At 62.6% G+C, this 13,340-nt stretch carries 7 protein-coding genes; 4 read left to right on the top strand and 3 right to left on the bottom strand.

The genetic code is table 11. The annotated features are described in order from the left end of the window. Nucleotides 1-194: 194 nt before the first annotated feature. The 3 genes from AB4O09_RS20365 to glgB all read left to right on the top strand — a co-directional run bounded on the left by AB4O09_RS20365 (nucleotide 195) and on the right by glgB (nucleotide 7,952). Nucleotides 195-2,192, top strand: a complete 1,998-nt coding sequence (locus AB4O09_RS20365) for an alpha-1,4-glucan--maltose-1-phosphate maltosyltransferase (protein WP_003200102.1) — start codon at nucleotides 195-197, stop codon at nucleotides 2,190-2,192. Nucleotides 2,193-2,361: 169 nt separating this feature from the next. Then, a complete protein-coding gene (gene treS / locus AB4O09_RS20360) occupies nucleotides 2,362-5,706 on the top strand; it encodes a maltose alpha-D-glucosyltransferase (protein WP_003200104.1) in 3,345 nt (1,114 codons plus the stop codon). 11 nt (nucleotides 5,707-5,717) lie between these two features. Then, nucleotides 5,718-7,952 (top strand): 1,4-alpha-glucan branching protein GlgB, encoded by a 2,235-nt coding sequence (gene glgB / locus AB4O09_RS20355; RefSeq protein ID WP_053162248.1) that lies wholly within the window; start codon nucleotides 5,718-5,720, stop codon nucleotides 7,950-7,952. 187 nt (nucleotides 7,953-8,139) lie between these two features. Here the strand turns inward: glgB and gudD are convergent, their stop codons facing one another. After that, nucleotides 8,140-9,483 carry a glucarate dehydratase gene (gene gudD, locus AB4O09_RS20350; protein WP_460104708.1) on the bottom strand — a complete coding sequence of 448 codons (1,344 nt, stop codon included), beginning with the start codon at nucleotides 9,481-9,483 and terminating at the stop codon, nucleotides 8,140-8,142. Nucleotides 9,484-9,511: 28 nt separating this feature from the next. After that, entirely contained in the window at nucleotides 9,512-10,858 is a 1,347-nt protein-coding gene (locus AB4O09_RS20345) for an MFS transporter (protein ID WP_003200111.1), read from the bottom strand. A gap of 336 nt (nucleotides 10,859-11,194) precedes the next feature. Here AB4O09_RS20345 and AB4O09_RS20340 point away from each other — a divergent pair, with 336 nt between their 5' ends. Beyond that, on the top strand, nucleotides 11,195-11,905 hold the full coding sequence (locus AB4O09_RS20340) for a FadR/GntR family transcriptional regulator (protein ID WP_003200113.1): 711 nt from the start codon (nucleotides 11,195-11,197) through the stop codon (nucleotides 11,903-11,905). Between the two features lie 248 nt (nucleotides 11,906-12,153). Here the strand turns inward: AB4O09_RS20340 and AB4O09_RS20335 are convergent, their stop codons facing one another. Then, the gene (locus AB4O09_RS20335; protein ID WP_003200115.1) at nucleotides 12,154-13,335 is read right to left on the bottom strand and encodes an acetyl-CoA C-acetyltransferase; all 1,182 of its coding nucleotides are present in this window, start codon (nucleotides 13,333-13,335) and stop codon (nucleotides 12,154-12,156) included. Nucleotides 13,336-13,340 lie beyond the last annotated feature (5 nt).

The raw sequence follows: 13,340 nt of genomic DNA, 5'->3' as shown, positions 1-13,340 counted from the left end.
ACGCACATGGCTTGAGTCGTGCTTATTGTTGTTGACCACCTTGCACCGGCTTTGATCCCCGGGATGCATCGGGGTAAATCCCTCTGAACTTTTAGCCGCTGATCCGGTTCGGAGTTTAAGTGAGTTTTTTCAGGGACCCGTTGGGCCTTTACCGCCACAAGCGCGTCCATGGGGCGTAAAAGGAGCGATGCTCGATGACTGCCGAACACCCGACTGAACTGGCCTACAACCCGCATTTGCCGCTGTCCCAAGCCTTGCTGTTGCCGCGTATCGCTATTGAAAGCACCATGCCGGTGATCGACGGCGGGCAATTCGCCGCCAAGGCCGTGGCTGGGCAGGACGTGACAGTGACCAGCAAAGTCTTCGCCGATGGTCATGACAAGCTGGCCGTGCGCATTCGCTGGCGTGCGCTGCAGGATGAAGTGTGGAACAGCGAGGTCATGAGTGACCTGGGCAACAACGGCTGGCACGGCCAGTTCAACGTGCCGGAACAAGGCCGCTATGTGTTTTGTATCGAGGCCTGGATCGATCAGTTCGCCAGTTTTCGCTACGAGTTGGAGAAGAAATTCGGTGCAGGGGTGCCGATCAGCCTGGAGTTGCAGGAAGGGCGCAGCCAAGTGCAAATGGCCGTCGAGCGCAGCACGGGTGAACTGAGCGAGCAACTGGCGGCCTTGCACCATGAGCTCTCCGGCTTGTTGCCGACCGAGCAGGTGGCGCTGTTCCTGGCACCGCGCAGTGCCGATCTGATGTCCCGGGCCGATCATCGCCCGTACTTGAGCATCAGCCCCGAGTATCCGCTGGATGTGGAGCGCAAGCTGTCCGAGTTTGCCAGCTGGTATGAGCTGTTTCCCCGCTCGATCACCGACGATCCCCAGCGCCACGGCACTTTCAACGACGTGCATTCGCGCCTGGCGGTGATCCAGGACATGGGCTTCGACGTGCTGTACTTCCCGCCGATCCACCCCATCGGTCGCAGTTTCCGCAAAGGCCCGAACAATTCCCTCACTGCCGGTCCCGACGACCCGGGCAGTCCGTATGCCATTGGCAGCGAGGAGGGCGGGCACGAGGCCATTCACCCGCAATTGGGTAGCCGCGAGGACTTCCGGCGCCTGGTGGCGGCGGCCGCTGACCACGGCCTGGAGATCGCCCTGGACTTCGCGATCCAGTGTTCCCAGGATCACCCCTGGCTCAAGCAGCACCCGGGCTGGTTCAGCTGGCGGCCGGACGGCACGATCAAATATGCGGAAAACCCGCCGAAGAAATACCAGGACATCGTCAACGTTGATTTCTACGCGGCCGATGCGATTCCCAGCCTGTGGACGGAGCTGCGGGACATCGTGGTGGGCTGGGTCAAGGAAGGCGTGAAGATATTCCGCGTCGACAACCCTCACACTAAACCGTTGCCGTTCTGGCAATGGCTGATCGCCGATGTGCGGGCGCAATATCCTGAAGTGATCTTCCTGGCTGAAGCGTTCACTACGCCGGCCATGATGGCGCGGCTGGGCAAGGTCGGTTACTCCCAGAGCTACACCTATTTCACCTGGCGCAACACCAAGGCTGAGCTGGCGACCTACTTCAGTGAGCTCAATGAATCGCCGTGGCGTGAATGCTACCGGCCGAATTTTTTCGTCAACACGCCGGACATCAACCCGGCCTTTCTCCATGAGTCGGGGCGTGCCGGTTTTTTGATCCGCGCGGCCCTGGCAACCATGGGCTCAGGCCTGTGGGGCATGTATTCGGGCTTCGAGCTGTGTGAGTCGGCACCGGTGCCGGGCAAGGAGGAATACCTCGATTCGGAGAAATACGAGATCCGCCCCCGGGACTTCACCGCGCCGGGCAACATCATTGCCGAGATCGCCCAGCTCAACCGCATCCGCCGGCAGAACCCGGCGCTGCATACCCACTTGGGCCTGAAAATCTACAACGCCTGGAACGACAACATTCTCTATTTCGGCAAGCGCGCCGCCGACGGCAGCAATTTCATCCTGGTGGCGGTGAGCCTTGATCCGCACAACCCGCAGGAAGCCAGTTTTGAGTTGCCGCTGTGGGAGATGGGCCTGCCCGACGACGCCCAGACCCAGGGCGAGGATCTGATGAATGGACATCGCTGGACCTGGTACGGCAAGTACCAGTTCATGCGGATTGACCCGGCGTACCAGCCGTTCGGGATTTGGCGGATCAGCGTGGCGTGATGCTGTGGGAGCAAGGCTTGCCCGCGATGAAGAGGGCGCGGTCTCCCTGAGGAATCGAGGTGCCTGCATCGCGAGCAAGCTTTACTCCCACAAAGCGCAGGCCTCACAACACAAAAAGACCTCACAAGCCTGTATCCCGCGGCTTTATTGAATTCATCAGGAGTTGCAAATGGCGAAGAAACCCCGGTCTGCCACCTTTATCAAAGACCCGCTCTGGTACAAGGACGCGGTGATCTATCAGGTCCACGTAAAATCCTATTTCGACTCCAATAACGACGGGATCGGTGACTTTCCCGGCCTGATCGAAAAGCTCGACTACATCGCCGATCTGGGCGTCAACACCATCTGGCTGCTGCCGTTCTATCCTTCACCCAGGCGCGACGACGGTTATGACATTGCCGAATACCGCGGCGTCAGCCCCGACTACGGCACCATGGCCGATGCGCGGCGGTTCATTGCCGAAGCCCACAAGCGCAACCTGCGGGTGATCACCGAGCTGGTCATCAACCACACCTCGGACCAGCACCCCTGGTTCCAGCGCGCGCGCAAGGCCAAGCCGGGTTCGAAGGCGCGGGACTTCTACGTCTGGTCCGATGACGACCACAAGTACGACGGCACGCGCATCATCTTCCTCGACACCGAGAAGTCCAACTGGACCTGGGACCCGGTGGCGGGCCAGTACTTCTGGCACCGCTTCTACTCCCACCAGCCCGACCTCAACTTCGATAACCCGCAGGTCCTCAAGGCCGTGTTGTCGGTGATGCGCTACTGGCTGGACATGGGCATCGACGGCCTGCGCCTGGACGCCATTCCGTACCTGATCGAGCGCGACGGCACCAACAACGAAAACCTGCCCGAGACCCATGACGTCCTGAAGCTGATCCGCGCCGAGATCGACGCCAACTACCCCGACCGCATGTTGCTGGCCGAAGCCAACCAGTGGCCGGAGGACACCCAGTTGTACTTCGGCGATGTCGACGCCCAAGGGATGAACGGTGACGAATGCCACATGGCCTTCCACTTCCCGCTGATGCCGCGCATGTACATGGCGCTGGCCCAGGAAGATCGCTTCCCTATCACCGACATCCTGCGCCAGACCCCGGAGATCCCCGCCAATTGCCAGTGGGCGATTTTCCTGCGCAACCATGATGAGTTGACCCTGGAGATGGTCACCGACAAGGAGCGTGACTACCTGTGGAACTACTACGCCGCCGACCGTCGGGCGCGTATCAACCTGGGCATTCGTCGGCGCCTGGCGCCGTTGGTGGAGCGCGACCGTCGTCGCGTCGAGTTGCTCAACAGCCTGCTGCTGTCGATGCCTGGCACGCCAACGCTGTACTACGGCGATGAAATCGGCATGGGCGACAACATCTACCTCGGCGACCGCGATGGCGTGCGTACGCCGATGCAGTGGTCCATCGACCGCAACGGCGGTTTCTCCCGTGCCGACCCGGCCAGCCTGGTGCTGCCGCCGATCATGGACCCGCAGTACGGCTACCAGTCGGTCAACGTCGAGACTCAGGCCGGCGACCCGCACTCGCTGCTCAACTGGACCCGGCGCATGCTGGCGGTGCGCAAGCAGTCCAAGGCCTTTGGCCGTGGCACGTTGAAGATGCTCTCGCCGAGCAATCGCCGGATCCTGGCCTATACCCGCGAATACACCGGGCCCGACGGCAAGCACGAAATCATCCTCTGCGTGGCCAACGTGTCCCGCAGCGCCCAGGCTGCTGAACTGGATCTGTCGACCTACGCCGGCATGGTCCCGGTGGAGATGCTCGGCGGCAATGCCTTTCCACCCATCGGCCAGTTGAACTTCCTGCTGACCTTGGCGCCGTACGGCTTCTATTGGTTTGCCCTGGCAACCGAGAACCAGATGCCGAGCTGGCACGTGGAACCGGCCCAGAGCCTGCCGGACTTCACCACCCTGGTGCTGAAGAAACGCCTGGAAGAATTGCTCGAAGCGCCATCGCGCACCACGCTGGAGCAAACCATCCTGCCGAGCTGGTTGCAGAACCGGCGCTGGTTCGCCGGCAAGGACAGCGCGATCGAGAAGGTCGAGATAGTCTATGGCGTGCGCTTTGGTGACCCGCAGCACCCGGTGCTGCTCAGCGAAATCGATGTCACCAGTGGCGGCCAGACCCTGCGTTATCAGCTGCCGTTCGGCCTGCTCGCCGAAGACCAGGTCGGTGCGGCATTGCCGCAGCAACTGGCGTTGTCGCGGGTACGTCGGGTGCGTCAGGTGGGCTTGATCACCGATGCATTCAGCCTGGAAAGCTTCGTGCGCGCCGTGCTGCACAGCATGCAGGCCGCCACGGTGCTGCCGTTCGCCGAAGGTGAGTTGCGCTTCGAACCCACCGAAGGCCTGGCTGCGCTGAACCTGGGCGAAGAGCCGGAGGTGCGCTACCTGTCCGCCGAACAGTCCAACAGTTCGGTGGTGGTGGGCAGCAGCCTCGTGCTCAAGCTGATTCGCAAGGTCGCCTCGGGTGTGCACCCGGAACTGGAAATGAGCGCCTACTTGACCGCCGCCGGTTTCAGCAACATCTCACCGCTGCTGGGTTCGGTGGTTCGCCGCGACGTCCAGGGTGAAGATGCGCTGCTGATGATCGCGCAGGGCTACTTGAGCAATCAGGGCGATGCCTGGGAATGGACCCAGAACAACCTCGAACGCGCCCTGCGCGACGAGCTGGCGGACGCGGTGTCCGAACAGGAGCAGCATTACAACGCCCTGGGCGAACTGAAGGATTTCGCCGGCATGCTCGGCCAGCGCCTGGGGGAAATGCACCAGGTATTGGCCCAGGCCACCGACGACCCGGACTTCGCGCCGCAGGCTACCAACGCCAAGCAAGCCCAGGCCATCGGCAAGGACGTGGCCGCCCAAGTGGAAAACGCCTTGCGCCTGCTCAAGCAGAACCAGGGCCAATTGAACCCCGCGGACCAGGCCATGGTCGCACGTTTGCTGGAGCACAAGAAAACCGTCCTGGCCCATGTCCAGACGCTGGCCGGCAAGGCTGAGGGAGGCTTGCGCATTCGCGTCCACGGAGACCTGCACCTGGGGCAGGTGCTGGTGATCAAGGGCGACGCCTACCTGATCGACTTCGAAGGTGAGCCGGCGCGGCCATTGCATGAGCGACGGGGCAAGCACAGCCCCTATAAGGACGTCAGTGGCGTGTTGCGCTCCTTCGATTACGCGGCGGCCATGGCGATTCACTTGCACACCGTCGACAGCACGGCCGATGCCGATGCAGCGAGGCAAAGGGTCGCCGATCGTTATTTGAAAGAGGCTCGCCAGGCATTTGTCGAGGCATATCGGCTGGCGGCAGCTAGTCTTGCCCATGAGTGGAAGGATGCTGAAGGCGAAGACGCCGCACTGGCGTTGTTCGGCCTGGAGAAGGCGGCCTATGAAGTGGCCTATGAAGCCGAGAATCGCCCCACCTGGCTACCCGTGCCGTTGCACGGTCTGGTCGGGTTATTGAGTGGGCTGCAACCCTTTTCCGACGTAGCCGGACCGATTTAGTGGAGAGAATCATGAGTGTCTCGAACAAAGAACCACAGGGGCAGGCCAAAGAGTCGTTGCTGCCGGCGCCCCATGACATCGACGCGCTGGTGCGCGCCGAACACCACGACCCGTTTTCCATCCTGGGGCCTCATGGCGACGACGCCGGCGGCCAATTCATTCGCGCGTATCTGCCCGGAGCCCTGAGCGTGCATGTGCTGGCCCGCGATGGCGGCGACGAGCTGGGGGAGCTGCAACCCACCGCAACCCCGGGACTGTTCGTCGGCCATTTCGACCGTACCCAGGCGTACTTGCTGCGCACCCGTTGGGCCGGCGGCGAGCAGGTTGCCGAAGACCCCTACAGCTTCGGCCCGTTGCTGGGGGAGATGGACCTTTACCTGTTTGGCGAGGGCAATCACCGCGACCTCAGTTCCTGCCTCGGTGCGCAACTGACCACCGTCGATGGCATCGACGGCGTGCGGTTCGCTGTCTGGGCGCCGAACGCCCGACGCGTTTCGGTGGTCGGGGATTTCAACGTCTGGGACGGGCGTCGGCATCCGATGCGCATCCGTTATCCGTCCGGCGTGTGGGAGATATTCATCCCCAGGCTGGGTCCCGGCGAAGGTTACAAGTATGAAATCCTCGGCGCCCACGGCATCCTGCCGCTCAAGGCCGACCCGGTGGCCCTGGCCACGCAGATGCCGCCAGACACGGCGTCGAGAGTCGCCTCACCCCTGAAGATCGAGTGGCAGGACGACGAGTGGATGCAGCACCGTCGCGAGCGGCATCTCCCGGGTGCGCCGCTGTCGATCTATGAATTGCACGCCGGCTCCTGGCAGTGCGAAATCGACGAGGCGGGTGAGGTGGCCCGGCAGTACAACTGGCATGAAATGGCCGAGCGGCTGATCCCGTATGTCAAGGACCTGGGCTTCACCCACATCGAGCTGATGCCGATCATGGAGCACCCGTTTGGCGGCTCCTGGGGCTATCAGCCGCTGTCGCAATTCGCGCCGACGGCACGCTTCGGCTCGCCGGACGATTTCGCGGCGTTCGTCAACGCCTGCCACCAGGCCAATATCGGCGTCATCCTCGACTGGGTGCCGGCGCATTTTCCCACCGACACCCACGGCCTGGCCCAGTTCGACGGCACTGCGCTGTACGAATACGGCAACCCGCTGGAAGGCTTCCACCAGGATTGGGACACGCTGATCTACAACCTGGGCCGCACCGAAGTGCACGGTTTCATGCTGGCGTCGGCGCTGCACTGGCTCAAGCATTTCCACGTCGATGGCCTGCGGGTGGATGCCGTGGCCTCGATGTTGTACCGCGACTATTCGCGCAAGGCCGGCGAGTGGGTGCCCAACCGCCACGGCGGACGGGAAAACCTCGAAGCCATCGATTTCCTGCGGCACCTCAACGATGTGGTGGCGCTGGAAACCCCCGGTGCGCTGGTCATCGCCGAAGAATCCACGGCGTGGCCGGGCGTCAGCCAGAGCACCCAGCAGGGCGGCCTGGGTTTCGCCTACAAGTGGAACATGGGCTGGATGCACGATTCGCTGCACTACATCCAGCAAGACCCGGTGTACCGCGCCCATCACCACAACGAACTGAGCTTCGGCCTGGTGTATGCCTGGTCTGAGCGCTTCGTCCTGCCGATTTCCCATGACGAAGTGGTTCACGGCAAACGCTCGCTGATCGACAAGATGCCCGGTGACCGCTGGCAGAAATTCGCCAACCTGAGGGCCTACCTCAGCTTCATGTGGGGGCATCCCGGCAAGAAGCTGTTGTTCATGGGCTGTGAATTCGGCCAATGGCGCGAGTGGAACCACGACCAGCAGTTGGACTGGTACCTGCTGCAATACCCTGAGCACCGTGGTGTGCAGAAACTGGTCAGCGATCTGAACCGTCTGTATCGCGAAGAACCGGCGCTGCACGACCAGGATGATGCGCCCCAGGGGTTCCAGTGGTTGATTGGCGACGATGCGCTTAACAGCGTCTACGCCTGGCTGCGCTGGAGCAAGGAGGGCCGGCCGGTGCTGGTGGTCGCCAACTTCACGCCGGTGCCGCGCGAGGCCTACCGGGTCGGCGTGCCATTCGGCGGGCGCTGGGTCGAATTGCTCAACAGCGATGCCGACACCTACGCCGGTTCCAACTATGGCAATGGCGGTGGAGCCTCCACCGAAGAGGTGCCCAGCCATGGCCAGGCCCTGTCGCTGGAACTCAACTTGCCGCCGTTGGCGGTTTTGATCCTGCGGCCGGAGGGTTAGTCGCGAGTCTTGCCATGCAACCCTGTGGGAGCGAGCCTGCTCGCGATGCGGTCTGCCTGAGAAGGTGATGTGGATGTGCCGCCGTCATCGCGAGCAGGCTCGCGATGGCGGTGGATCAGTCACCTGGATAGAGGCTGACACTGCGCAATCGCGAGCAAGCTCGCTCCCACAAGGGATATTGCCCGCTTTAGCGAACCAGGCACGGCCGCTTGTTGTTGAACGTCCAGCCTGGAATCAGGAACTGCATCGCCACCGCATCGTCCCGCGCGCCAAGGCCCATGCCCTTGTACAACTCATGGGCCTTGGCCAGTTGGTCGGTGTCCAGCTCAATCCCCAGCCCCGGTTTTTTCGGCACTTGCACGCAGCCGCCCTGGATCTGCAACGGTGCCTTGGTCAGCCGCTGGCCGTCCTGCCAGATCCAATGGGTGTCGATGGCCGTGATGTCGCCCGGTGCGGCAGCGGCCACGTGGGTGAACATCGCCAGGGAAATGTCGAAGTGGTTGTTGGAGTGCGAGCCCCAGGTCAGGCCCCATTCATTGCACATCTGCGCCACCCGTACCGAACCCTGCATGGTCCAGAAGTGCGGATCGGCCAGGGGAATGTCCACGGACTGCAAGGTGATGGCGTGGCCCATCTCGCGCCAGTCGGTGGCGATCATGTTGGTGGCGGTCTTCAGGCCCGTGGCGCGGCGGAACTCGGCCATGACTTCGCGGCCGGAGTAGCCGTTCTCGGCACCGCAAGGGTCTTCGGCATAGGCCAGCACCTTGTGCTGATCGCGGCACAAACGGATGGCTTCCTTGAGTGACCAGGCGCCGTTCGGGTCCAGGGTAATGCGCGCCTGGGGAAAGCGCTCGGCCAGCGCCGTGACCGCTTCGATCTCCGCATCACCTTGCAGCACGCCGCCCTTGAGCTTGAAGTCCTGGAAACCATAGCGGGAGTGTGCCGCTTCGGCCAGGCGGACCACGGCGTCGGCGTCCAGGGCCTTCTCATGGCGTACGCGGAACCAGTCGTTGTCGGCGTCCGGCTCGCAGCGGTAGGGCAGGTCGGTCTGCTGGCGATCGCCGACGTAAAACAGATAGCCGAGCATCTTCACTTCATCGCGTTGCTGGCCTTCGCCAAGCAGGGCGGCGACCGGTACATCCAGGTGTTGGCCGAGCAGGTCCAGCAACGCCGCTTCCAGGCCGGTCACCGCGTGGATGGTGATGCGCAGGTCGAACGTTTGCAGGCCACGACCGCCGGCATCGCGGTCGGCAAAGGCTTGGCGCACGGTGTTGAGGATCTTCTGGTATGTGCCGATGGGGCTGCCGACCACCAGCGAACGGGCGTCTTCGAGGGTCTGGCGAATGCGCTCGCCACCGGGCACTTCGCCCACGCCGGTGTGGCCGGCGTTGTCTTTGAGGATGACGATGTTGCGGGTGAAGAACGGGCCGTGGGCGCCGCTGAGGTTCAGCAACATGCCGTCATGGCCGGCCACGGGCACGATCTGCATGCTGGTGATGATCGGGGCTTTGCTGGTTTCTGGGGTGCTCATCTGTACTTATCCTTGAACAATCGAATGATCAGACGTGGCTGGCGGCCGGGTCGGCTGGGGTTGTCACGGCTTTGGGCTTGGGCGTGTTGCGTGCGGCAAACACGATGATCGCGGCAATGATCGAGGTGGCCGCCAAGCCATAGAGGCCGCCCTGGATCGAGCCGGTGTTCTGTTCCAGCAGGCCGAACGTGGTTGGAGCGACGAACCCTCCGAGGTTGCCCACCGAGTTGATCAGGGCAATCACCCCAGCGGCGATCCGTGCGTCCAGGTAAGCCTGGGGAATTGGCCAGAACAGCGACGACGCCGACTTGAAGCCCAGGGCCGCGAAGCAGATGGCGACGAAGGCGAAGATCGGCCCGCCGGTGGTGGACATGAACATCCCGGCTGCCGCGATCAACAGGGCCGTGGCGACCCAGGCCTGCTGGAATTTCCACTTGGCCGACAGCGAGGCGAAGGCGTACATGCCGACGATCGACAACAGCCACGGGATCGAGTTGAACAGCCCGACCTGGATGTCGCTCAGTTCGCCCATTTTCTTGATGATGCTCGGCAGCCAGAACGTGGCGGCATAGATCGTCAATTGGATGAAGAAGTAGATCAGGCAAAACAGGATGATCTGGCGGTCCTTGAGCAACTGGCCGATGGACAGTTTGATCGGCGAGGCGGCTTCTCGTGCGCGCTGTTCATCGTCGATGGTTTTGACCAGCACATCTTGTTCTTCGCGGCTCAACCATTTGGCGTCGTGGGGCTTGGAGTCCAGCCAGAACCAGACGAAGACGCACAGGCCGACGGAAAACATCCCTTCGATGAAGTACATCCACTGCCAGCCGTGCATGCCCAGGCCATTGATTTGCAGCAGCAGCCCCGACAGCGGGCCGGAGATCAGCGACGCAATGGCCGAACCGCTGAGGAAGATGGCGATGGCTTTGCCGCGTTCGACACCCGGCAGCCAGCGAGTGAAGTAGTAGATCACCCCAGGGAAGAAGCCGGCTTCGGCCACGCCCAGCAGGAAACGCAGGATGTAGAAGTGGGTTTCGTTCTGGATGAAGGCCATGCCCGCGGCCACCAGGCCCCAGGTGAGCATGATGCGGGTCAGCCAGATACGGGCGCCGATTTTTTGCAAGAGGATGTTGGACGGGACTTCGAACAGCGCGTAGCCGATGAAGAACAGGCCGGCGCCAAAGCCGTAGGCCGCGGCACCGATGCCCAGGTCGTGCTCCATATGGGCGCGCACGAAGCCGATGTTCACGCGGTCGATGTAGTTGACGATAAACATGATGACGAACAGCGGCAGGATGTGGCGCTTGACCTTGGCGATGGCCGACAGCAGCACCGGATCCGCTCCGGCATTCGCCTTGAGGCTGGATGTGTTCACTGGTTTTCTCCCACTCGTTATTTTTATGCGGGGCATCGTGCAGGTGCCGATGTTGATAGACATCATACAACCTGATTTTTTTGAGTGACAAGATATTTTTTAGCGTGATTGGATGGGCGGTCAGACTTTTTAATGCTGTATTTGTTGGGTGTCGTTGAGGTTTTTGACGGTGTGCAGGGCGCACGGTGCGATAGAAATCGAGCTTTTATGGGCGTTGATTTTCGAAGTCGATCGCCAGGTGCGGTGTGTTGTCATACAAGTTTGGCGTTCTGTAATGCTCACTCTCAAGCCTGCTGATGGTAGGATCGACCAGCCTGTTTTCGAGGAACCCTGGCGATGCAAGACACCGAAGCGCCGCTGCGCAAGCGTACCCATAACCTGGCCCATGACCTGGTGGCGAAGCTGAGCCAGAGCATCTTGCTGGGACAGTTGAAACCCGGCGAAAAACTGCCATCGGAAGGTGCCATCGTTCGCGAGCATGGCGTCAGCCGGACCGTGGTGCGCGAGGCGATTTCCAAGTTGCAGGCTTCGGGGCTGGTGGAGACCCGCCACGGCATCGGCACCTTTGTGCTGGCGCAAACCGGCGAGCCGGGGTTGCGGCTCAATGTCGACACTGCGGCGGGTGTGCGGGCAATCCTGGAGCTGCGCCTGGGCCTGGAAACCCAGGCGGTGGCATTGGCGGCCCAGCGCCGCAGCGAACACCAGTTGCAGCAGATGCGCCAGGCGCTGGATGACTATCAGCGGCTGTCCAGCAACAACGACAGCTGTGTCGAGGCCGACCGGCGGTTCCATCTGCTCATCGCCGAAGCCACGGACAACGCCTGTTTTGTCGAAATCATGCAGCACCTGGGCAGTGCGATGATCCCCAGGACCCGAGTGAACGTGGCCGAACGCGGCCAGGCGGACCTGGGCAAGCTGGCACAACTGGCCAACCTCGAGCATGAGGCGATCTTCAACGCCATCAAACGCCAGGACCCGGACGCCGCCCGCGCCGCCATGTGGCTGCACCTGACCAACAGCCGCGACCGGTTTGGCGCAGGTTCCTGACGGCTCATCGTCGCCTGACCCACCGCCATCGCGAGCCTGCTCGCTCCCACAGGGGATTGGCGGTGGGCACAGAATCCCAGAACACCACAGATCCACTGTGGGAGCGAGCTTGCTCGCGATGAGGTCGGTAGGCCATGCGCAAAACAGCAGGCAAAAAAAACCGGCGCAACCGAGATTGCGCCGGTGGTGGTGCCAGTGGTTGTGCGGATATTCGTGGGTCCGCGCAACCACCGTTGAACCTGTATCGGTTATGCCCGTTCCAGCGCCAGGGCCACGCCTTGGCCGCCGCCGATGCACAGTGTCGCGAGGCCTTTCTTGGCGTCGCGCTTGATCATTTCATGCAGCAGCGACACCAGGACTCGGCACCCCGATGCGCCGATAGGGTGGCCCAGGGCGATGGCGCCGCCGTTGACGTTGACCTTGTCCATGTCCCATTTCAGTTCCCGGGCCACGGCCAGCGATTGGGCGGCGAAGGCTTCGTTGGCTTCGACCAGGTCCAGTTGATCCAGCGACCAGCCAGCCTTGTCCAGGCAGCGGCGGGTGGCCGAGACCGGGCCTATGCCCATGATGGCCGGGTCGACGCCGGCATTGGCGTAGGCACTGATTTTCGCCAGCACGGGCAGGCCCAGGGCCTTGGCTTTTTCCGCGCTCATCAGGATCACGGCGGCGGCGCCATCATTCAGCGAAGACGCGTTGCCAGCGGTGACGCTGCCGTCCTTCTTGAAGGCGGGTTTGAGCTTGCCCAGGGATTCGGCGGTGGTGCCGGCGCGCGGTTGTTCGTCGGTGGCGAACGCCACAGGATCGCCTTTGCGCTGGGGAATCAGGATCGGCGTGATCTCATCGGCGAACCGACCGCCCTCGATGGCGGCGACAGCCTTCTGCTGGGACGCGGCAGAGAAAGCGTCCTGCTCCTCGCGGCTGATGCCGTACTTGTCCACCAGGTTCTCGGCGGTGATGCCCATGTGGTAATCGTTGAAGGCATCCCACAGGCCGTCGGTGATCATGCTGTCGATCATCTTCGCGTGGCCCATGCGCAGGCCGGTGCGGGCGGCCGGCAACACGTACGGGGCCAGGCTCATGTTCTCCATGCCGCCGGCGATGATGACGTCGGCGTCGCCACAGCGGATCGCCTGGGCGCCCAGGTGCAATGCCTTGAGGCCCGAACCGCAGACCTTGTTCAGGGTCAGCGCCGGCACCGCATGAGGCAGGCCGGCCAGGATCGCCGCCTGGCGAGCCGGGTTTTGCCCGGATCCTGCGGTCAGCACCTGGCCAAGAATCACTTCATCGACCTGTTCGCCCGACAAACCGGTCTGTTCCAGCAGGCGACGAATCACCGCGGCACCGAGTTCCGGCGCGGGAATGGAAGCCAGCGAACCCTGGAAACTGCCGATGGCGGTACGGGTAGCGGCGACAATCACGACTTCTTGCATCGAAT

This window comes from Pseudomonas sp. H1_F01 (assembly GCF_054681425.1).
Note: the sequence above shows the minus strand (reverse complement) of the source record. Positions and strands in the feature narration are given on the sequence as shown.

Excerpts from the sequence above, each read along its gene's own strand:
- AB4O09_RS20365 (WP_003200102.1), top strand. The coding sequence starts at position 195 with ATGACTGCCGAACACCCGACTGAACTGGCCTACAACCCGCATTTGCCG.
- treS (WP_003200104.1), top strand. The coding sequence starts at position 2,362 with ATGGCGAAGAAACCCCGGTCTGCCACCTTTATCAAAGACCCGCTCTGG.
- glgB (WP_053162248.1), top strand. The coding sequence starts at position 5,718 with ATGAGTGTCTCGAACAAAGAACCACAGGGGCAGGCCAAAGAGTCGTTG.
- gudD (WP_460104708.1), bottom strand. The coding sequence starts at position 9,483 with ATGAGCACCCCAGAAACCAGCAAAGCCCCGATCATCACCAGCATGCAG.
- AB4O09_RS20340 (WP_003200113.1), top strand. The coding sequence starts at position 11,195 with ATGCAAGACACCGAAGCGCCGCTGCGCAAGCGTACCCATAACCTGGCC.
- AB4O09_RS20335 (WP_003200115.1), bottom strand. The coding sequence starts at position 13,335 with ATGCAAGAAGTCGTGATTGTCGCCGCTACCCGTACCGCCATCGGCAGT.